At 68.5% G+C, this 18,312-nt stretch carries 21 protein-coding genes; 20 read left to right on the top strand and 1 reads right to left on the bottom strand.

Going from position 1 to position 18,312, the window contains the following annotated elements; genetic code table 11:
* Positions 1-13: 13 nt before the first annotated feature.
* Positions 14-787, top strand: coding sequence for a hypothetical protein (locus tag DCD74_RS04685; protein WP_162615902.1), 774 nt, complete (start codon positions 14-16; stop codon positions 785-787).
* Positions 788-916: 129 nt separating this feature from the next.
* Complete coding sequence (locus tag DCD74_RS04680) at positions 917-1,471, top strand: NADPH-dependent FMN reductase (RefSeq protein ID WP_112926298.1); 555 nt, start codon at positions 917-919, stop codon at positions 1,469-1,471.
* Between the two features lie 14 nt (positions 1,472-1,485).
* On the opposite strand, the gene ygfZ is transcribed toward DCD74_RS04680, so the two are convergent.
* Positions 1,486-2,316, bottom strand: coding sequence for a CAF17-like 4Fe-4S cluster assembly/insertion protein YgfZ (ygfZ, locus tag DCD74_RS04675; RefSeq protein WP_112926297.1), 831 nt, complete (start codon positions 2,314-2,316; stop codon positions 1,486-1,488).
* A gap of 28 nt (positions 2,317-2,344) precedes the next feature.
* Here ygfZ and DCD74_RS04670 point away from each other — a divergent pair, with 28 nt between their 5' ends.
* Genes DCD74_RS04670 through uvrC form a run of 18 tightly spaced genes read left to right on the top strand, consistent with a single transcriptional unit; the run spans position 2,345 to position 18,311 of the window.
* A complete protein-coding gene (locus DCD74_RS04670) occupies positions 2,345-2,524 on the top strand; it encodes a DUF1674 domain-containing protein (protein WP_237049653.1) in 180 nt (59 codons plus the stop codon).
* Positions 2,525-2,581: 57 nt separating this feature from the next.
* Complete coding sequence (sdhC, locus tag DCD74_RS04665) at positions 2,582-2,983, top strand: succinate dehydrogenase, cytochrome b556 subunit (RefSeq protein WP_112926295.1); 402 nt, start codon at positions 2,582-2,584, stop codon at positions 2,981-2,983.
* A complete protein-coding gene (gene sdhD / locus DCD74_RS04660) occupies positions 2,980-3,366 on the top strand; it encodes a succinate dehydrogenase, hydrophobic membrane anchor protein (RefSeq protein ID WP_112926294.1) in 387 nt (128 codons plus the stop codon). Before sdhC ends, sdhD begins: the two co-directional genes overlap by 4 nt.
* A gap of 5 nt (positions 3,367-3,371) precedes the next feature.
* Positions 3,372-5,162 carry a succinate dehydrogenase flavoprotein subunit gene (gene sdhA, locus DCD74_RS04655; RefSeq protein WP_112926293.1) on the top strand — a complete coding sequence of 597 codons (1,791 nt, stop codon included), beginning with the start codon at positions 3,372-3,374 and terminating at the stop codon, positions 5,160-5,162.
* A 15-nt stretch (positions 5,163-5,177) separates the two neighbouring features.
* Positions 5,178-5,960, top strand: a complete 783-nt coding sequence (locus DCD74_RS04650) for a succinate dehydrogenase iron-sulfur subunit (protein ID WP_112926292.1) — start codon at positions 5,178-5,180, stop codon at positions 5,958-5,960.
* Positions 5,960-6,382, top strand: coding sequence for an MAPEG family protein (locus DCD74_RS04645; protein WP_112926291.1), 423 nt, complete (start codon positions 5,960-5,962; stop codon positions 6,380-6,382). Before DCD74_RS04650 ends, DCD74_RS04645 begins: the two co-directional genes overlap by 1 nt.
* The gene (locus DCD74_RS04640) at positions 6,379-6,633 is read left to right on the top strand and encodes an FAD assembly factor SdhE (protein WP_112926290.1); all 255 of its coding nucleotides are present in this window, start codon (positions 6,379-6,381) and stop codon (positions 6,631-6,633) included. Before DCD74_RS04645 ends, DCD74_RS04640 begins: the two co-directional genes overlap by 4 nt.
* Positions 6,584-7,033 carry a hypothetical protein gene (locus DCD74_RS04635; RefSeq protein WP_112926289.1) on the top strand — a complete coding sequence of 150 codons (450 nt, stop codon included), beginning with the start codon at positions 6,584-6,586 and terminating at the stop codon, positions 7,031-7,033. The genes DCD74_RS04640 and DCD74_RS04635 overlap by 50 nt, the downstream gene beginning before the upstream one ends.
* Before the next feature lie 24 nt (positions 7,034-7,057).
* On the top strand, positions 7,058-8,302 hold the full coding sequence (locus tag DCD74_RS04630; RefSeq protein WP_112926288.1) for a lipoprotein-releasing ABC transporter permease subunit: 1,245 nt from the start codon (positions 7,058-7,060) through the stop codon (positions 8,300-8,302).
* Positions 8,295-9,017 (top strand): lipoprotein-releasing ABC transporter ATP-binding protein LolD, encoded by a 723-nt coding sequence (lolD, locus tag DCD74_RS04625; RefSeq protein WP_162615900.1) that lies wholly within the window; start codon positions 8,295-8,297, stop codon positions 9,015-9,017. Before DCD74_RS04630 ends, lolD begins: the two co-directional genes overlap by 8 nt.
* Before the next feature lie 13 nt (positions 9,018-9,030).
* Positions 9,031-11,424, top strand: a complete 2,394-nt coding sequence (locus DCD74_RS04620) for a DNA internalization-related competence protein ComEC/Rec2 (RefSeq protein ID WP_112926286.1) — start codon at positions 9,031-9,033, stop codon at positions 11,422-11,424.
* Entirely contained in the window at positions 11,421-12,032 is a 612-nt protein-coding gene (locus DCD74_RS04615; protein ID WP_112926285.1) for a MotA/TolQ/ExbB proton channel family protein, read from the top strand. The genes DCD74_RS04620 and DCD74_RS04615 overlap by 4 nt, the downstream gene beginning before the upstream one ends.
* 1 nt (position 12,033) lies before the next feature.
* Complete coding sequence (locus DCD74_RS04610; protein WP_112926284.1) at positions 12,034-12,477, top strand: ExbD/TolR family protein; 444 nt, start codon at positions 12,034-12,036, stop codon at positions 12,475-12,477.
* Positions 12,474-14,216: a lipid A export permease/ATP-binding protein MsbA gene (gene msbA, locus DCD74_RS04605; RefSeq protein WP_112926283.1), complete on the top strand. Its 1,743-nt coding sequence runs from the start codon at positions 12,474-12,476 to the stop codon at positions 14,214-14,216. The genes DCD74_RS04610 and msbA overlap by 4 nt, the downstream gene beginning before the upstream one ends.
* A complete protein-coding gene (lpxK, locus tag DCD74_RS04600; protein ID WP_112926282.1) occupies positions 14,213-15,232 on the top strand; it encodes a tetraacyldisaccharide 4'-kinase in 1,020 nt (339 codons plus the stop codon). Before msbA ends, lpxK begins: the two co-directional genes overlap by 4 nt.
* Complete coding sequence (gene kdsB, locus DCD74_RS04595) at positions 15,225-15,986, top strand: 3-deoxy-manno-octulosonate cytidylyltransferase (protein WP_112926281.1); 762 nt, start codon at positions 15,225-15,227, stop codon at positions 15,984-15,986. The genes lpxK and kdsB overlap by 8 nt, the downstream gene beginning before the upstream one ends.
* On the top strand, positions 15,983-16,459 hold the full coding sequence (locus DCD74_RS04590; protein ID WP_112926280.1) for a low molecular weight protein-tyrosine-phosphatase: 477 nt from the start codon (positions 15,983-15,985) through the stop codon (positions 16,457-16,459). Before kdsB ends, DCD74_RS04590 begins: the two co-directional genes overlap by 4 nt.
* Positions 16,460-16,466: 7 nt before the next feature.
* Entirely contained in the window at positions 16,467-18,311 is a 1,845-nt protein-coding gene (gene uvrC, locus DCD74_RS04585; RefSeq protein ID WP_112926279.1) for an excinuclease ABC subunit UvrC, read from the top strand.
* The last annotated feature ends 1 nt before the right edge of the window (position 18,312 follow it).

The raw sequence follows: 18,312 nt of genomic DNA, 5'->3' as shown, positions 1-18,312 counted from the left end.
AGGGGAGTGGGGCATGAAGGCAAGGGGATGGATCGGCGGCATGCTGGTGGCGGGCCTGTTGTGGAGCGGGCTGGCCGTGGCGGAGGAGCGCACCGTGGATGTCGGCGGGCGCGCGATCGTGGTGCCGGTGGAGCAGGGCTACGAGCTGATCAGTGACAACCCGGTCTTCATGGGGGCGCTGGCGAAGTTCCTGCCGCCCGGGCTGCGCCTGCTGGCGGTGTCGATGCACAAGGAGGACATCGAGGCCGACCTGATGGCCGCCGAAAAGCACCCATACTTCTTCTATGCGGTGCCGGTGAACGTGCAGTCCATGGATCTGGAGGACAGCACGTGGACGGTGGCGCGGCCGATGATCGAGGCCCAGCTGCGCACGCTTGACCTCGACGCCATGGCCAAGCCGATGCTGGACAACGGCAGCAAGGCGCTCAGCGACCAGCTCGGCGCGAAGGTCGACATCAGCGGCAAGCTGTCGGAGAAGCAGGTGGTGTGGGTGGCGGCCGATGGCAGCGTGCGGATGACCGCGGTGATGCCCAGCCAGATGCAGCTGGCCGACCGCAAGGGTGAGTACCTGCAGGATGCCGGCATCGCCATTCTTCCGGTGCGCAAGCGGATGCTCGCGGTCTATGCCTACCGCAGCCGTGGCGGGAACGAGCAGGGCTCGGACACGATCCGTGGCGTGCTGGATGCCGCGCTGGTGGCTTTCCAGCGTGCCAATGCCGGGGCCGTGGCGCCGTTGCCCGCACCGCCGGCCCCGCCAGCCCCGCCCGCGCCGGCGCCCGCGAAGTAACGGGAAGCGTCGGGGAAACGCGTGACGACATGGGCGGAACGGTGCGTGCCATGCCGTTGCGCTTTTCGATGACGCACCGTTGCCATTGAGCGGGCCAGAATGCGGCCTTCCCCAAGAAGGAGTTCCGCGATGAGTGCACCCAAAGTCGCCGTACTGGTCGGCAGCCTGCGCGAAGGCTCGTACAACAAGCGTCTGGCCAAGGCGATCGGCCAGCTCGCCGGTGACCGGCTGTCGCTGCACATGGCCCGCATCGACGACCTGCCGCTCTACAACCAGGACATGGACGGCGATTACCCGGCCAACTGCAAGCGGCTCAAGCAGGACATCGAGTCCGCCGACGCCGTGCTGGTGGTGACGCCCGAATACAACCGCTCGATGCCCGGCGTGCTGAAGAACGCCCTCGACATCGCGTCGCGGCCGTGGGGCACCAATTCGTTCAAGGGCAAGCCGGCGGCTGTGATCGGCGCGTCGATCGGCGCGATCGGCAGCGCATTGGCGCAGGCGCACGTCGACAACGTGATGCTCTACCTCGACACCCGCCTGATGGGCCAGCCCGAGGTGTTCCTGAAGATGGATGACAAGACCATCGACGCGGACGGCCATATCGCCGACGAGGGCACGAAGAAGTTCCTGTCCGGTTTCGTCGATGCCTTCGTGGCGTGGATCGCGCGCGAGGCCGGCTGATCAGATCGCGGGGATCAGCCCGCTAAATCCAGCGCCTTGACCGGAACGCCGCCCGCTTCGAGCGGCGTTTCCGCGCTGGCGACGCCTTGCGCGAGATGGCCGGCGACCGCGATGACCTGGCCGATGGCGCGCTGGCCGTCGGAGATCTCGGCGCCGGGTGCCAGCGGCGAGGCGGCTTCCAGCAACACCAGCCCGCGCTTGGCCTGCCCGAGGAAATGGGTCCGCGCGACGATTTCCTGGCCCGGATAGCAGCCCTTTTTCACGCTGAAGGCCTGCAGCCGTTCCAGCGAGAGCTGTTGCGGCGTCCACTGCGATGACTGCCCGGGCACCAGGCGCGGGATGCCGGCGCGCAGGTCGGCTTCGCGCCAGCGCAGCTGCGCGTCGGAGTCGGGCGCGGCGGCTGCGGTCGGGGTGATGTCGATGCGGCGGCTGCCCGGCCATGCCAGCGACAGGCCGTCCGCCGCATCGGTGTCGAAACGGCGCACGTCGGGCTCCGAAGCGACATCCCCATGTCCCGACACGTGCAGGTCGGTGCGGGCTTCCAGCTTGACCTTGCTGCGGAATACGTAGCGCCGCAGCGCCTCGGCGAGGGTGTCGGCGGGGTGGTCGGGCAGCAGCAGCCAGAAGGTGCCGGCGTCGATGCGGAGCAGGGCGAACAGCGCGACCAGCCGGCCTTTCGGGGTCAGCCAGCCGTTCCATTGCCAGTCGCCGTCGCCCAGCGCGCTGACGTCGTTCATGAATTGCGCCTGCGCGAAGGCAGCCGCATCCGGCCCGGAAAGGGCAAGAACCTGATGGTCGGGGAGGGCGATGGCGGGGGCGCCGTGCGGCGTCGGGTTGTCGGGCATTGCTGCAGCGCCGTAAACTAAATGGATTGTGAAGAAATCGATTCTAGGCGAAACCGTTCCCGAGCCTGCTTCCCCCGCGGAAGCCGACCCCCGCAACGACACCGAGCAGCGCCCCGACACGGCGCCGGTGGAAGTGGGTGGCCGCAAGGGCCCGGACCCGACGCGCTACGGCGATTGGGAAAAGAACGGCCGCTGCATCGATTTCTGAGCGCACCCGCCATCCCGCCACGCGGCGCGTGCCGCCCAGCCCGGAGACTGCCTGTCCATGGCAAACCTCGATAAACGACCTCTTTCACCGTTCATGCTGGGGCAGACGTACCGCTTCCAGATCACCTCGGTGATGTCCCTGCTGCACCGCATGACCGGCGTCGTGCTGGCGCTGGCGGCCTTCGGTTTCTCCTGGTGGATCATGTCGATGGCGCTCGGCGGCGGTTACGCCGAATGCGCCACGGCGGTGACGTCCTCGCTGCCCGGCAAGATCGTGCTGTTCCTAATCTCGCTGGCGCTGATGTACCACCTGTTCAACGGCATCCGCCACCTGGCCTGGGATGCCGGCTTCGGCTTCAGGATCCCGCAGGTCTACGCATCGGGCTACACAGTGCTGGCGCTGACTGTGGTGTCGACGCTGATCCTCTGGTTCGTGGCGATGTCGGGAGGTGCCGCATGAGCGCTAAATTCCGTTCGCCGCTGCACCAGGCCAAGGGCTGGGGTTCGGCCAAGTCCGGCACCGGCCACTTCTGGTGGCAGCGCGTCACCGCGGTGATCCTGGCGCTGCTGGTGCCGTACATCGTGTTCCTGCTGGCCAGCGCCACCGGCCACGACGCCGAAGGCATCCGCGCACTGGTGGCCAAGCCTTGGAACGCGATCATCTTCAGCGTGTTCGCCATCGCGCTGTTCTGGCACGCCAAGCTGGGCCTGCAGGTGGTGATCGAGGATTACATCCACGACCGCGCCATGCACCTGGCGCTGCGCATCCTTCTCATCCTGGGCAGCCTGGTTGGCGTGTTGAGCGCCATCTATGCCATCGCCCGCATCGCCATGACGGCCTGAGCACCATGACCGACTACAAGATCACCGAACACAAATACGACATGGTCGTGGTCGGCGCCGGTGGCGCGGGCCTGCGTGCCACCTTCGGCCTGGCCCAGAAGGGCCTGAAGACCGCCTGCATCACCAAGGTGTTCCCGACCCGCTCGCACACGGTAGCGGCGCAGGGCGGCATCTCGGCGGCACTCGCCAACATGGGCGAGGACGACTGGCGCTGGCACTTCTACGACACCATCAAGGGCTCGGACTGGCTGGGCGACCAGGACGCCATCGAGTACATGTGCCGCGAGGCGATCCCGGCGGTCATCGAACTGGAACACCAGGGCGTGCCGTTCTCGCGCACCGACGAGGGCAAGATCTACCAGCGCCCCTTCGGCGGCATGACCACCGACTACGGCCGCGGCCCGGCCGCCCAGCGCACCTGCGCCGCCGCCGACCGCACCGGCCACGCCATCCTGCACACGCTGTACCAGCAGTCGCTGGCGCATGACGCGGAGTTCTTCATCGAGTACTTCGCGCTGGACCTGATCATGGACGCGGACGGCGTCTGCCGCGGCGTGCTGGCGCTGGACATGGCCGAGGGCACGCTGCACCTGTTCCGCGCGCAGGGCACCGTGCTGGCCACGGGGGGCTACGGCCGCGCCTACTTCTCCGCGACTTCCGCCCATACCTGCACCGGCGACGGCGGCGGCATGGCGCTGCGCGCGGGCCTGGCGATGCAGGACATGGAATTCGTGCAGTTCCACCCGACCGGCATCTACGGCGCGGGCTGCCTGATCACCGAAGGCGTGCGTGGCGAAGGCGGCATCCTGCGCAACAGCAACGGCGAGCGCTTCATGGAGCGCTATGCGCCGAACGCGAAGGACCTGGCGTCGCGCGACGTGGTGTCGCGTTCGATGACCATCGAGATCCGCGAAGGCCGTGGCGTGGGCGAGCACAAGGACCACATCTTCCTCGACCTCACCCACCTCGACCCCAAGGACATCCACGCCAAGCTGCCCGGCATCGCCGAGAGCGCGAAGATCTTCGCCGGCGTGGACGTGGAGAAGTCGCCGATCCCGGTGATCCCGACCGTGCACTACAACATGGGCGGCATCCCCACCAACTACCACGGCGAAGTGGTGCAGCTGAAGAACGGCAACCCCGACTACGTGGTGCCGGGCCTGTACGCCATCGGCGAGGCCGCCTGCGTGTCGGTGCACGGTGCCAACCGCCTCGGTTCCAACTCGCTGCTCGACCTGGTGGTGTTCGGTCGCGCGGTGGCCAACCGCGCGGCGGAGACCATCAAGCCCGGCAGCCTGCATCCCAAGCTCACCGGTGACGCCACCGACCGCTCGCTGGCCAACCTGGACCGCCTGCGCAACGCCAAGGGCTCGCTGCCGACCGCGAAGATCCGCGACAACATGCAGCGCACCATGCAGGCCGATGCCGCCGTGTTCCGCACCGGCGAAACGCTCAGCGAAGGCGTGCGCAAGGTCAACGAGATCTACCAGTCGTTCTCCGATGTCGGCGTCTCCGACCGCTCGCTGGTGTGGAACTCCGACCTCATCGAGACGCTGGAACTGCAGAACCTGCTGGGCCAGGCGCTGGTGACGATCACCTCCGCCGAGAACCGCACCGAGTCGCGCGGCGCGCATGCCCGCGAGGACTACCCGGACCGCGATGACGCCCAGTGGCAGAAGCACACCGTCTGCTCGGTCGACGACGCCGGCAAGACCCACATCGACTACCGCCCGGTGCACATGTACACGCTCACCGACGATGTCGAAGTCGTGCCGCCGAAGCCGCGCGTTTACTGATCCGGGAGAACCAAGATGGCTCAATTCACGCTACCCAAGAACTCCCAGGTCAAGAAGGGCAAGCACTTCGCCGCGCCGGCCGGCGCGAAGACCGTGCGCACCTTCAAGGTCTACCGCTGGAACCCGGACGACGGCCAGAACCCGCGCACCGACACCTACGAAGTTGATACCGCGAACTGCGGCCCGATGGTCCTGGACGCGCTGCTCAAGATCAAGAACGAGATCGACCCGACGCTGACGCTCCGCCGTTCCTGCCGCGAGGGCATCTGCGGCTCGTGCGCGATGAACATCGACGGCACCAACACGCTGGCCTGCACCAAGGCCATCGACGACTGCGGCAAGGGCGAAGTGCCGATCTACCCGCTGCCGCATATGCCGGTGGTGAAGGACCTGGTGCCGGACCTGACGCATTTCTACGCGCAGTACGCCAGCATCCGCCCGTGGCTGCGCACCCAGAGCCCGGCCCCGACCCGCGAGCGCTTGCAGTCGAAGGAAGACCGCGAGAAGCTCGACGGCCTGTACGAGTGCATCCTCTGCGCCTGCTGCAGCACCAGCTGCCCGAGCTACTGGTGGAACGGCGACCGCTACCTCGGCCCGGCCATCCTGCTGCAGGCCTACCGCTGGATCGTCGATTCGCGTGACGAAGACACCGGCAGCCGCCTCGACGACCTTGAAGATCCGTTCAAGCTGTATCGCTGCCACACCATCATGAACTGCGCGCGCACCTGTCCCAAGGGCCTCAACCCGGCCAAGGCGATCGGCGAGATCAAGCAGCTCATGCTGGCGCGCACGATGTAATGGACGCACGCGCCTACGCGCTGCCCGCGCTGGCGATGGCGCTGCTGACGTTTGCGGTCTGGCTGCGCCTGTTCTTCACCCGCATCCCGGAGATGAAGCGCGAGCGCATCCACCCGCAATCGATCGCGTTGTCCGCGCAGGCGGCGACGCGGTTGAGCGATACCCGCGCGGCCGACAACTTCCGCAACCTGTTCGAACTGCCGGTGCTGTTCTATGCGGCGCTGCTGTTCGGCGGCTGGCTGGCCATCGATTCCCCGGCGTTCCTGCTGCTGGCCTGGCTGTTCGTCGCGCTGCGCGTGGCGCACAGCGTGATCCACTGCGGCTACAACAAGGTCATGCACCGCTTCTATGCCTACGCCGCCGGTGGCTGGGTGTTGTGGGCGATGTGGGCGCTGATCGGCTGGCGGCTGCTGTCGCGATGACGCCGGAGGAACAGGCCGAACTCCGCCGCGTCCGCTGGCGCTGCCGGCGCGGCATGCGCGAACTCGACCAGTTGTTCGAGCGCTACCTGGACCGCTGCTGGGCGGAGGAAACCGAGGCGCAGCGCGCGTTGTTCCTACGGCTGCTGGATTGCGAAGACGACAAGCTGTGGCGCTGGTTCATGGGCTACGAGGCCGCCGCCGATGTCGACATCGCATCGATCGTCCAGCGCATCCGCGACCTGCCACCTTGAGTGGCGTCCCTCGCGGCTGATCGCCGCCTGGCTGCTGGCACTCGCCGTGCTCGCGCCGCTTTCCCTGCTGTATTCCAACCTGCCGCGCGGGGTGGCCTGGCTGCTGGCGCCGGCCTGGTGTGCGGTGGCGCTGCATGCCTGGCATCGCTACCGGAATACGCCATCACGCTACCTGCGGGTACACGCCGAAGGCCCGCTGGAGGTCGACGGCGTGCCGATGCCCGACTGGCGCCTGCACTGGCGTGGCCCGCTGGCTTTCATCAGCTGGCGTGATGCGGGTGGCCGTCGCGGGGCCGTGTCGTTCTGGCCCGATACGCTTCCGGCGGATGTCCGGCGTGAACTCCGGCTGGCCACGCCGGCCAGCGTCGGCACATCGTCGACGGCGGGGATGGCACCATAGCGCCTGCTCCCGACGACGCCCTCCATGTTCAAACCGCTTCCCGTCGCCATCGGCCTGCGCTACCTGCGCGCCAAACGCCGCAACGGCTTCATCTCCTTCATTTCGATGGCGTCCATCCTCGGCATCGCGCTGGGCGTGGCGGTGCTGATCACCACGCTGGCGGTGATGGGCGGCTTCCAGCGCGAGATCCGCGACCGCATGCTGCAGATGGTGGCGCATGCCACGGTCAGCGCCGACGGTGCGCCGATGGTGAACTGGCGCGATGCGCTGGAGATCGCCAAGGCCGATCCACGCGTGGCCGGCGTCGCGCCCTACATCGACACCCAGGGCCTGATCCAGGGCCCGCGCGAGCAGCCTTCGATGGTGCGCGGCATCGACCCGGCGCAGGAAAAGCAGGTCTCGGTGATCGCCGACAAGATGAAGCAGGGCAAGCTCGACTCGCTGTCCGATGGCAGCTTCAACATCGTATTGGGGCGTGAACTGGCGGCGTGGCTGGATGTCGGCGTCGGCGACAGCGTGGTGGTGATGACGTCGAAGATCAGTGCCACGCCGGTCGGCGCGGTGCCGCAGACCAAGCGCTTCACCGTCAGCGGCATCTTCGAGGCCGGCTACAACGAATACGACAAGGGCCTGGCGCTGGCCAACATCCACGACCTGCAGCGCGTGCTGCGGATGGGCGACGCGGTGACCGGCGTGCGCCTGAAGATGAAGAACATGGATGATGCCGCGCAGGTCGCCACCGATCTCGCGGTCAAGCTGCAGGGCCCGTACCGCGTCAGTGACTGGATGTACGAGAACGCCAACATGTTCCGCGCGCTCAAGATGGAGAAGACGGTGATGGGCATCCTGCTGTCGCTGATCATCGCGATGGGCGCGTTCAACCTGGTGTCGTCGCAGGTGATGCTGGTGACCGACAAGCAGGCCGACATCGCCATCCAGCGCACGCTGGGCGTGACGCCGATGCAGGTGATGCAGACCTTCATGGTGCAGGGCACGCTGATCGGCGTGATCGGCACGGTGGCGGGGGTGATCGGCGGCATCCTGCTGACGCTCAACCTGGAGCGCATCCTCGGCGTCATCGAGGCGATCCTCGGCGTGCAGCTGCTGCCGGAGGACGTGTACTACATCACCGGCCTGCCCACCGACCTGCGCGCAGACAACGTGGTGATCATCGCCTGCGTGGCGCTGCTGATGGCCTTCCTCGCCACCCTGTATCCGGCCTGGCGCGCCTCGCGCACGCCGCCGGCGGAGGCGCTGCGTTATGAGTGAGGCGATAGATATCAAGATGGTCGAAGGTGAGGCGATCCGCGCCGAACAGCTCGGCAAGACCTATGCGGAAGGCAAGCTGCGCACGCCGGTGTTCGACGGACTGGACCTGAGCGTGCAGACCGGCGAGACGGTGGCGATCATCGGCGCGTCCGGTGCCGGTAAGAGCACGCTGCTGCATCTGCTGGGCGGGCTGGACACGCCGACCTCGGGCGAGGTGTTCGTGGCCGGCCAGCGCATGGGCGCGCTGTCGGATGCCGAGCGTGGCCGCCTGCGCAACAAGGCGCTCGGCTTCGTCTACCAGTTCCACCACCTTCTGCCGGAATTCACCGCGCTGGAGAACGTCATGCTGCCGGTGCTGATCGGCGGGGCGGGTGTGGAGGATGCGAGCCGGCGTGCCTCGGCGTTGCTGGAGCAGGTGGGGCTCGGCCATCGCCTCGACCACAAGCCGGGTGAACTCTCCGGCGGCGAACGCCAGCGCGCGGCGGTCGCGCGGGCGCTGGTGAACCGACCCGCCTGCGTGCTGGGCGACGAGCCCACCGGCAACCTGGACGACCGCACTGCGGGCGGCGTCTTCGAACTCATGCTCGCGCTCAACCGCGAACACCGCACCAGCCTGGTGCTGGTCACGCATGACCGCCGCCTGGCTCGGCAGCTCGACCGCGTGCTGGAACTGCACGAAGGCAAGCTCAGGGAAGTGCCCGTCGACGAGGTCTGACACGGAGGTCTGAATGCACGACGCGGCAAGGACGCCGCTGTTCGCCCCACCCACCGCGGTCGCCTTGCTCGCCGGCATGTTGCTGGCGACGCGGCTGCCGCAGTTGCCGGCGTGGGGCTGGATCGCGTTGATATGCGTGACAGGACTGGCCGCATGGCTGCATGGCCGGTTCGCGCTGCGATTGGCGGGTGCGTGCCTGCTTGGCGCCGGCCTGCTGATGGCGCAGGGGGCCTGGCGCATGCAGGCGCAGCTGCCGTTGGCGATGGAGCTGCGGGAAGCGACGGTCAGCGGCCGCATCGCCGAACTGCCGCTGCACGAGACACGCCGTACGCGGTTCGATCTGCGGGTCGATGACACGCCGGACCAGCCCGGCGCGCTGCGCGGCCGGTTGCTGCGGCTGTCCTGGTACGACGCCTATCGCGGCCAAGCCACGCCCGGCCCGCGCCATGCGCTGCATGCCGGTGAGCGCTGGCGGATGCGGGTCAAGCTGCATGCGCCGCGCGGCCTGCGCAATCCCGGCGCCTTCGATGGCGAGAAACAGATGCTGCTCGACGGCATCGCCGCCACCGGCCATGTGCGTGATGTCGACACCGCCCGCCGCCTTGCGCCGCCCCGTGGCATCGCCGCCTGGCGCGAGGCGATGTCCACGCGCATCACCGCTGACGATGCGCGGCCTTCATCGCGCTTCATCGCCGCGCTGGCGCTCGGCGATACCCGTGGCCTGTCGCAGCAGGACTGGGAAACCCTGCGCGCGTCGGGGCTGACCCATCTCATCGCCATCTCCGGCTTCCATGTCGGGCTGGTCGGTCTGGCACTCGCCGCGCTGGCGTGGGCGCTTTACTGGCTGGCTCCCGGCATCGCCCGCCATTGCCCGCGCAAGGTGGCGATGGCCGGCGCGGCCACGTTCGGCGCCTTCGCCTACCTGCTGGCGACCGGCGCCTCGCTGCCCACGCTGCGCACGGTATTGATGATCGCCTTCGTCGCCGGCGGCGCGATGGCGCGACGGCATACCGGCGTCGCCCAGTCGCTCGCCATCGCCCTGACCGCGGTGTTGGCAATGGATCCGCTGTCGGTGATGCGCCCCGGTTTCTGGCTGAGTTTCGGCGGTGTGGCGTGGCTGGCCTGGTGCCTGCAGGGCATGCGCGCCGGCCATGTGCGGCAGTTCGTCGCCGCGCAGGGCGTGGCCAGCCTCGGCTTGCTGCCGCTGGCAGTCGCCTTCTTCGCGCAGGCGTCGATGGTCGGGCCGCTCGCCAATCTGGTCGCGGTGCCGTGGTGGAGCGGGGTGGTGGTGCCGCTGTCGCTGCTCGGCACGGCGCTGGAGATGCTGCACGCCGGTTGGGGCACGCCGGTGTGGACGCTGGCCGCACGCGCCTTCGACCTGAGTTGGCCCTTGTTCGCATGGCTGGCGGACTCGCCGCTGGCGTTGATCTGGATTCCGCAATCGCCGGTCTGGGCCTTGCCGTTGGCCCTGTTCGCGGCCTTCATGTTGATGTTGCCGCGTGGACTGCCCGGGCGATGGCTGGCCGCGCCGCTGCTGCTGCCGCTGCTGTGGCCGGCGCTCGAATTGCCGGAGCGCGGCGAAGTCGAGATGGTGCAGGTCGATGTGGGACAGGGTCTGGCGATGCTGGTGCGGACGCGGCATCACACCCTGCTTTACGACGCCGGCCCGGCCATGCCCGATGGCTTCGATGCCGGCGAACGCGCGGTGCTGCCGACGCTCCGTGCGCTCGGCGTCGGGCGCATCGACACGATGATCCTGAGCCATGCCGATGCCGACCACGCCGGCGGCCGCGAGGCCATCGCCACGGCGCTGCCGGTCAGCCACACGCTGGCGCCCCCCGATGCGCCGCTGGACGACACCGCGCCCTGCATCGCCGGCGATGCGTGGAGCTGGGATGGCGTGAGCTTCCGCTTCCTCCATCCCACCCCCGGCTTTCCCTACCTGCGCAACCAGTCCACCTGCGTGCTGCGGATCGAAAGTCCGCACGGCACCGTGCTGCTGACCGGTGACATCGACGACCTCATCGAATCGCGCCTGCTGCGCATGGCGGCGAGCGACCTGCGCGCCGACGTGGTCGGCATGCCGCACCACGGCAGCGGCGGTTCATCGGCCGAGGCCTTCGTCGCGGCGAGCCATGCTCGGCTGGCGCTGGTCTCGGCGGGCTATGCCAACCGCTTCAGGCACCCGCGCCCCGCGGTGCTCACACGCTGGCAGGACGCGGGCACGGCGGTCGAAAACAGTGCCGACACCGGCGCGTTGACCGTGCATATCGGTGGTGGCGGCCTGCGCTGGGCCACGGAACGGCGCGTCGCGCCACGGTTCTGGGACGCGGTCGCCCGGCGTGGCGGCGGGGCTGGGCTATCCTATCGGCCCGTTCCCGATGTGCCCCCGCAAGGACCCCGATGATCGAACTGGTGAAGGCCGGTGGCTGGCCGATGATTCCGCTGCTGCTGCTCTCTTTTGTTGCGTTGGCGATCATCGTCGAGCGATTCTGGAGCCTCCGTCGCGCGGCCGTCATGCCGCCGGGCCTGGGCGAGGAAGTCCGCACCTGGGCGCGTCGCGGCAACTTGGAGCAGTCGCATATCGATGCGCTGCGCGGCACTTCGCCGCTGGGCGCGCTGCTGGCCGCCGCGCTCGACGTCCGCCACAAGAGCCGCGAGGCGATCCGCGAGCGCGTCGAGGACACCGGCCGCCATCTCGTGCATCGCATGGAGAAATACCTCAACACGCTCGGCACCATTGCCGCGGCCGGCCCGCTGCTGGGCTTGTTCGGCACCGTGGTCGGCATGATCCAGATGTTCCTCGGCATCCTCGACCACGGCGTGGGCGATGTGAACCAGCTGGCCGGCGGCATCGGCAAGGCGCTGGTCTGCACCGCGGCCGGCATGATCGTGGCGGTGCCGGCGCTGATGTTCCACCGTTACTTCCGGGGCCGCATCGCCAGCAACATCATCGACATGGAACACGAGGCGATGCAGCTGCTGGACGTGCTGGAAGCGCGCGAGCCCCGCTGACATGCGCATCCGCGACCACCGCGCCGACGACGAACCGGAGATCAACCTGGTCCCGATGATCGACGTCATCCTGTGCCTGATCATCTTCTTCGTCGTCACCACCACCTTCGACAGCCGCGCCGTGTTGAAGCTGCAGCTGCCGCGTGCCGACGGCGAGCCGGCCAAGACCGAATCGCAGCCGCTGTCGTTGCTGATCAATGCCGATGGCCGCTATTTCGTCGGTGACCGCGAGGTGCTGCGCACCGATGTGGAATCGCTCAAGCGCAGCATCGCCGAAGTGGCCGGCGAAGACCGCGAGCGCACCGTGCTGGTCCGTGCCGACGCCCGCACGCAATGGCAGGCGGTGATCACCGCGTATGAGGCGCTGGGCCAGCTTGGTTTCCGCCACATCTCCAACGCGACCGCGCCCGAACAACGCGGCAAGCCGGCGGCCAAGGCGAAATGAGCGAAGGCGCCGCCACGCGCGGAACCTGGAAACGCCTGCAGGGCTACGCGAAGCCTTATCGCGGCCTGCTGGTGCTGGCCGCGCTGGCGATGGCGCTGGAGGCGGCGGCGAGCGCGGGCATCGTCGAGCTGCTGAAGTACATCGTCGACGACATCTTCGTCGCCAAGCTGTTCTCGTGGTGGCTGCCGGTGATGATGGTGCTGCTGTTGCTGGCGCGTGGCCTGTTTGGCCTGGTCAGCGACTACACCGTCGCGCGCAGCGGCCGCAACGTCGCCCGCGACCTGCGCCTGCAGCTGATGGGCAAGTACCTGCGGATGCCCGGCAGCCGCTTCGACCACGAACCGGTACCGTCGATGCTGACCCGGCTGGGCGTCGACACCGAACAGGTGGCGCAGGCCTCGGTGGACTCGCTCAAGGTGATGATCAGCAACGCGTTGCAGGTCGTCGCGCTCTTGGGCGTGATGTTCTGGAACAGCTGGAAGGTGTCGCTGGTGCTGCTGGTGCTGGCGCCGGCGATGGCCTGGATGATGGGCAAGGTCGGGCGCCGCTACCGCCGCCTCAATCACGAGATCCAGCAGTCATCCGCCGAAATGCTGCAGACCGCCGACCAGGCCCTGCACGCACAGCAGGAAGTGAAGGCCTACGGCGCGCAGGCATCCGAAATGGAGCGCTATGGCGGGCAGACCGCGCGCAACGTGCGGCTGGCGTTGAAGGTGGAGGTCACGCGCGGCTCGCTGTCGATGTTCGTGCAGGTGCTCGGTGCCATCGGCATGGCGGCGATGCTGATTGTGGCCGGGCGCGAGGCGGCGGCGGGCCGGTTGTCCGCCGGTGGCTTCATGGCGGTGATGACGGCGATGGTCAGCCTGGTGCCGGCGCTGCGCCAGCTCACCAACGTGCAGAGCATGTTGAACCGCGGTATCAATTCCGCCGATCGCGTCTTCGCCATCCTCGATGGCCCGGACGAACCCGATGCAGGCACGCGCACGCTCGATCGCGCGCAGGGCCTGCTGGAGTTCCGCCATGTCAGCGCCCGTTACGAGGGGCAGGATGTCCCGGCGCTGCACGACCTCAGTTTCACCGCGCGACCCGGCACGGTCACCGCCATCGTCGGGCGCTCGGGCAGCGGCAAGTCCACGCTGATCAAGCTGATTCCGCGCTTCTACGCGCCGGAGTCCGGCGAGATCCTGCTCGACGGCGCACCGCTCGACGACTACCGCCTCGACGACCTGCGCCGGCAGATCGCCATGGTCGGCCAGCAGGTGATGCTGTTCGACGGCAGCATCGCCGAGAACATCGCCTACGGCGAGATGCAGGACGCGGACGCATCGCGCATCGACACCGCCATCCGCAATGCCAACGCGATGGAATTCGTCGAGCGCCTGCCGAACGGCATTGACAGCGAAGTGGGTGAACGTGGCGGCCGTCTGTCCGGTGGCCAGCGCCAGCGTCTCGCCATCGCCCGCGCGATGTTGAAGGACGCGCCGATCCTCATCCTCGATGAAGCCACCGCCGCGCTCGACAACGAATCCGAGCGGCTGGTGCAGGACGCGCTGGAACAGTTGATGCCGGACCGCACCACGCTGGTCATCGCGCACCGGCTGTCCACCATCGAACACGCCGACCAGGTGCTGGTGCTCGACCAGGGCCGGCTGGTGGAGCAGGGCACGCATGCCGAACTGATCGCTCGCGAAGGCCTGTACGCGCACCTGCACCGCATGCAGTTCCGCGAGGCCTCGTGAGCGGGCCGAAGCACGCCACCCCGGCGTGGTGGCAGGGCGAGGCGGCGATCCCGCTGCACGCGCGGCTTCTTGAAGGCGTCTATGGCGCGATGATCCGGCTGCGGCGCGGACTCTACCGGCGTGGTTGGTTGCGTACGCAGCGGGTGGGCGTGCCGGTCATCGTGGTCGGCAATTTCACCGCCGGCGGCAGCGGCAAGACGCCGCTGGTGATCGCGCTGGTCAACCAGCTCAAGCAGGCGGGCTGGAACCCCGGCGTCGCCAGCCGTGGCTATGGCCGCGAGAACGCGAAGACGCCGCGCTGGGTCGAGAAATCCAGCGATCCGCGCACCCATGGCGACGAAGCCGTGCTGATCGCCCGGCGTACCGGCGCCAAGGTGCGTGTCGATGCCGACCGCGTCGCTGCCGCACGCGCGTTGGCCGATGCCGGTTGCGATGTCATCGTCTGCGATGACGGCCTGCAGCACCTGCGCCTGCATCGCGATATCGCCATCGAGGTGATCGATGGTGCGCGCCGTTACGGCAATGGCCGGTTGCTGCCGGCGGGCCCGCTGCGCGAAAACCCGGACGAAGCCGCCTCGCCCGACTTCCGCGTGGTCAACCACGGCGTCACCGCCGAAGTGCCGGAGGATGCACTCGGCGAATGGCCGCTGCGGCAGGCCTTCGGGCACCCGTTCCCGCTCAAGGGCAAGCGGGCGCGGCCGTTCGCGGATTTCCGCGGATCGCGCGTGCATGCGATTGCCGGCATCGGCCACCCCGAGCGCTTCTTCGACCTGCTGCGCGCGCAGAAACTCGGTGTGGTGCCGCACCCGTTTCCCGACCACCACGCCTACGTGCCGGAAGACCTGCAGTTCAACAGCGAGTTGCCGATCTTCATGACCGAGAAGGATGCGGTGAAGTGCGCCGCCTTCGCGCCCGCCGACAGCTGGTGTGTGGCGATCGAGGCGCGCCTGCCGGATGCGTTCTGGCTGGCGCTCGAAGACAAGCTGGCCCCGCTGAGGAAGTCGCCCGATGCCTGATTTCGTCGTCGCCATTCCCGCCCGTTACGCGGCTTCGCGCCTGCCGGGCAAGCCCCTGCGCCTGCTCGGCGGCAGGCCGCTGGTCTGGCACGTCGCGCAACGTGCGCTCGCCGCCGGTGCGCGCGAAGTCTGGGTGGCGGCGGATGACCCGCGCATCATCGAGGCGGTGCAGGGCGAGGGCGTGCAGGTGGCGATGACTTCGCCGGACCACGCCTCGGGCACCGACCGCCTGGCCGAATGCGCCGCGCTCGCCGGCTGGGGCGACGACACCTTGGTGGTGAACCTGCAGGGCGACGAGCCCTTCGCGCCGGCCAGCGGCATCCGCGCGGTGGCCGGATTGCTGGCACGCAGCGGCTGTGAGATGGCGACGCTGGCCGTGCCGATCGGCGACCGCGAAACCCTGTTCGACCCGAACGCGGTCAAGGTCGTTGCCGACGCGCACGAACGCGCGCTGTATTTCAGCCGCGCGCCGATCCCGTGGGACCGCGATGCCTTCGCGCAGGCCGGCGACGCCATGCCCGAAGGCGAATGGCTGCGGCACATCGGCATCTATGCGTATCGCGCCGGCTTCCTGCGCCAGTTCGCGCAGATGCCGCCGGGCAGGCTGGAACAGCTGGAGAAGCTGGAACAGCTGCGCGTGCTGGAGGCGGGCTTCCGCATCGCTGTCGCGGTCACGCCGGACAGCTTCCCGCCCGGCGTCGATACCCCCGAAGACCTGGCCCGCGCGGAGGCGCACCTGGCGGCCGGCGCATGAAGATCCTGATGGTCTGCATGGGCAACATCTGCCGCTCGCCGATGATGGAAGGCTGGCTGGCTGATGCCATCGCGCGTGAGCCGCGACTCGCCGGCAAGGTGCAGGTCGATTCGGCGGCCATCGGCGCATGGCATGTCGGCCATCCGCCGGATCCGCGTGCCATCGCCACCGCCGCGCGCCACGGCATCGACGTCGCCACGCAACGTGCGCGACAACTGCGCCGCGGGGATTTCAGCGGTTTCGACCTGCTGCTGTTCGCCGATGCCGACACCCTGCGCGATGGCCGTGCGCTCGCGGGCGGGCATGGGGATGCGACATCCGATCGTTATCTCGCGTGGGCCGACGTGGACGGTGCGCTCGACCTCGCCGATCCGTACTACGGCGATGAGGCTGGCTTCGAAGCCGTGTGGCGGCGCGTGGTCGAAGGCGGCGAAGGCGTGATGCGACGACTGCTGCGCGAGGGCGCGGCATAATCCCGGCGTGCCCGCAAAACAAGCCCCCGACGACGCTTTCGACGGCAAGGCCTACGCACGTGGCCTGACCGCGGCGCCCGGCGTCTATCGCATGTACGGTGCCGACGACGGCCTGCTCTACGTCGGCAAGGCGGCCTCGCTGAAGAAGCGCGTCGCCAGCTATTTCAGCAAGGCACTGACGCATCGCACCGCGACGATGGTCGCGCAGATCGCACGGATGGAAATCACCGTCACCCGCACGCCGGGCGAGGCGCTGCTGCTGGAAAACCAGCTGATCAAGACGCTCAAGCCGCGTTACAACGTGATGCTGCGCGACGACAAGAGCTACCCGTACGTGCTGATCACGCGCGAGCAGTTTCCGCGGATCGCCGCGCAACGCGGGGCGCGTTCGCAGCCGGGGCGTTACTTCGGCCCGTACCCGAGCATGGGCGCCGTGCGCGAGACGCTCAACGTCATGCACAAGCTGTTCCAGCTGCGCAATTGCGAGGACAGCGTATTCCGCAACCGTTCGCGGCCCTGCCTGCAGTACCAGATCGGCCGTTGCAGCGCGCCCTGCGTGGGGCTGGTGGAAGAAACCGAATACAGCGACGCGGTGCGTCGCGCGGGCATGTTCCTGGAAGGCCGCAGCGAAGACCTGACCCGCGAACTCGCCAGCGACATGGAGGCGGCCAGCGCCGCGTTGCAGTTCGAACGCGCGGCACGCATCCGCGACCTGCTGACCTCGATCCGCTCGGTGCAGGCGCGGCAGTTCGTCGATGGCAATGCCGCCGAGCTCGACGTGCTGGCCTGCGCGCTGGAGGCCGGTCGCGCCTGCGTCACCGTGCTGTCCTTCCGCGATGGCCGCAACCTCGGCACGCGCAGCTATTTCCCCAAGCTCAATGGCGCCGACAGCGCCGAGGAAGTGCTGGGCGCCTTCGTGTCGCAGTACTACGCCGAGCAGCCGGCCCCGCGCGAGATCGTGCTGGACCGCGACATCCCCGACACCGATCTGCTGGAAGAAGCCTTCAGCAGCGCCGCCGGCCGGCGCGTGCAGATCAAGCACAGCGTGCGCGGCGAACGCGCGGGTTACGTCGAGCTGGTGCGCCGCAATGCGCAGGTCGCGCTGGCGACCGAGCTGTCGAGCCGCGCCGCGCAGGCCGCGCGACTGGCCGATCTGCAACAGATGCTGTCGCTGGACGCGCCGCCGTCGCGCATCGAGTGTTTCGATATCAGCCACACCATGGGCGAGGCGACCGTCGCGTCCTGCGTGGTGTTCGACGGCGAAGGCCCGGTGCGCAGCCAGTACCGCCGCTACAACATCGCCGGCATCGAACCGGGCGACGACTACGCCGCCATGCAGCAGGCGCTGGAGCGACGCTTCCGCCGCGCGGCGGAGGAGGGCGGCGTGCTGCCCGACCTGCTGCTGATCGATGGCGGTGGCGGCCAGCTCGGTCGCGCGAGGCAGGTGCTGGCCGATCTCGGCATCGATGGCGTCCAGCTGGTCGGCGTGGCCAAGGGCGTCGAGCGCAAGGCCGGCCACGAGACGCTGGTGCTGCCCGATGGCCGTGAACTCCATCCCGGCGTGCAGTCGCCCGGCCTGCAGCTGATCCAGCAGGTGCGCGACGAAGCCCACCGTTTCGCCATCACCGGGCATCGCGGGCGGCGGCAGAAGGCGCGCAGCACCAGCCGGGTCGAAGACATTCCGGGCATCGGTCCGCGTCGCCGTGCCAGCCTGCTCAAGCATTTCGGAGGACTGGCCGGCCTGAAGTCCGCCGGCGTGGACGAAATCGCGCGGGTGGACGGCATCAACCATGCCCTCGCGGAACGCATCTACGCGGCCTTGCACGGTTTGGGCGAGAATGCCGCATCGTGAA

It is taken from the genome of Lysobacter oculi (assembly GCF_003293695.1).
In the GTDB taxonomy this organism is placed as follows: domain Bacteria; phylum Pseudomonadota; class Gammaproteobacteria; order Xanthomonadales; family Xanthomonadaceae; genus Solilutibacter; species Solilutibacter oculi.
Note: the sequence above shows the minus strand (reverse complement) of the source record. Positions and strands in the feature narration are given on the sequence as shown.

Excerpts from the sequence above, each read along its gene's own strand:
- DCD74_RS04685 (WP_162615902.1), top strand. The coding sequence starts at position 14 with ATGAAGGCAAGGGGATGGATCGGCGGCATGCTGGTGGCGGGCCTGTTG.
- DCD74_RS04680 (WP_112926298.1), top strand. The coding sequence starts at position 917 with ATGAGTGCACCCAAAGTCGCCGTACTGGTCGGCAGCCTGCGCGAAGGC.
- ygfZ (WP_112926297.1), bottom strand. The coding sequence starts at position 2,316 with ATGCCCGACAACCCGACGCCGCACGGCGCCCCCGCCATCGCCCTCCCC.
- sdhC (WP_112926295.1), top strand. The coding sequence starts at position 2,582 with ATGGCAAACCTCGATAAACGACCTCTTTCACCGTTCATGCTGGGGCAG.
- sdhD (WP_112926294.1), top strand. The coding sequence starts at position 2,980 with ATGAGCGCTAAATTCCGTTCGCCGCTGCACCAGGCCAAGGGCTGGGGT.
- sdhA (WP_112926293.1), top strand. The coding sequence starts at position 3,372 with ATGACCGACTACAAGATCACCGAACACAAATACGACATGGTCGTGGTC.
- DCD74_RS04650 (WP_112926292.1), top strand. The coding sequence starts at position 5,178 with ATGGCTCAATTCACGCTACCCAAGAACTCCCAGGTCAAGAAGGGCAAG.
- DCD74_RS04645 (WP_112926291.1), top strand. The coding sequence starts at position 5,960 with ATGGACGCACGCGCCTACGCGCTGCCCGCGCTGGCGATGGCGCTGCTG.
- DCD74_RS04640 (WP_112926290.1), top strand. The coding sequence starts at position 6,379 with ATGACGCCGGAGGAACAGGCCGAACTCCGCCGCGTCCGCTGGCGCTGC.
- DCD74_RS04635 (WP_112926289.1), top strand. The coding sequence starts at position 6,584 with ATGTCGACATCGCATCGATCGTCCAGCGCATCCGCGACCTGCCACCTT.
- DCD74_RS04630 (WP_112926288.1), top strand. The coding sequence starts at position 7,058 with ATGTTCAAACCGCTTCCCGTCGCCATCGGCCTGCGCTACCTGCGCGCC.
- lolD (WP_162615900.1), top strand. The coding sequence starts at position 8,295 with ATGAGTGAGGCGATAGATATCAAGATGGTCGAAGGTGAGGCGATCCGC.
- DCD74_RS04620 (WP_112926286.1), top strand. The coding sequence starts at position 9,031 with ATGCACGACGCGGCAAGGACGCCGCTGTTCGCCCCACCCACCGCGGTC.
- DCD74_RS04615 (WP_112926285.1), top strand. The coding sequence starts at position 11,421 with ATGATCGAACTGGTGAAGGCCGGTGGCTGGCCGATGATTCCGCTGCTG.
- DCD74_RS04610 (WP_112926284.1), top strand. The coding sequence starts at position 12,034 with ATGCGCATCCGCGACCACCGCGCCGACGACGAACCGGAGATCAACCTG.
- msbA (WP_112926283.1), top strand. The coding sequence starts at position 12,474 with ATGAGCGAAGGCGCCGCCACGCGCGGAACCTGGAAACGCCTGCAGGGC.
- kdsB (WP_112926281.1), top strand. The coding sequence starts at position 15,225 with ATGCCTGATTTCGTCGTCGCCATTCCCGCCCGTTACGCGGCTTCGCGC.
- DCD74_RS04590 (WP_112926280.1), top strand. The coding sequence starts at position 15,983 with ATGAAGATCCTGATGGTCTGCATGGGCAACATCTGCCGCTCGCCGATG.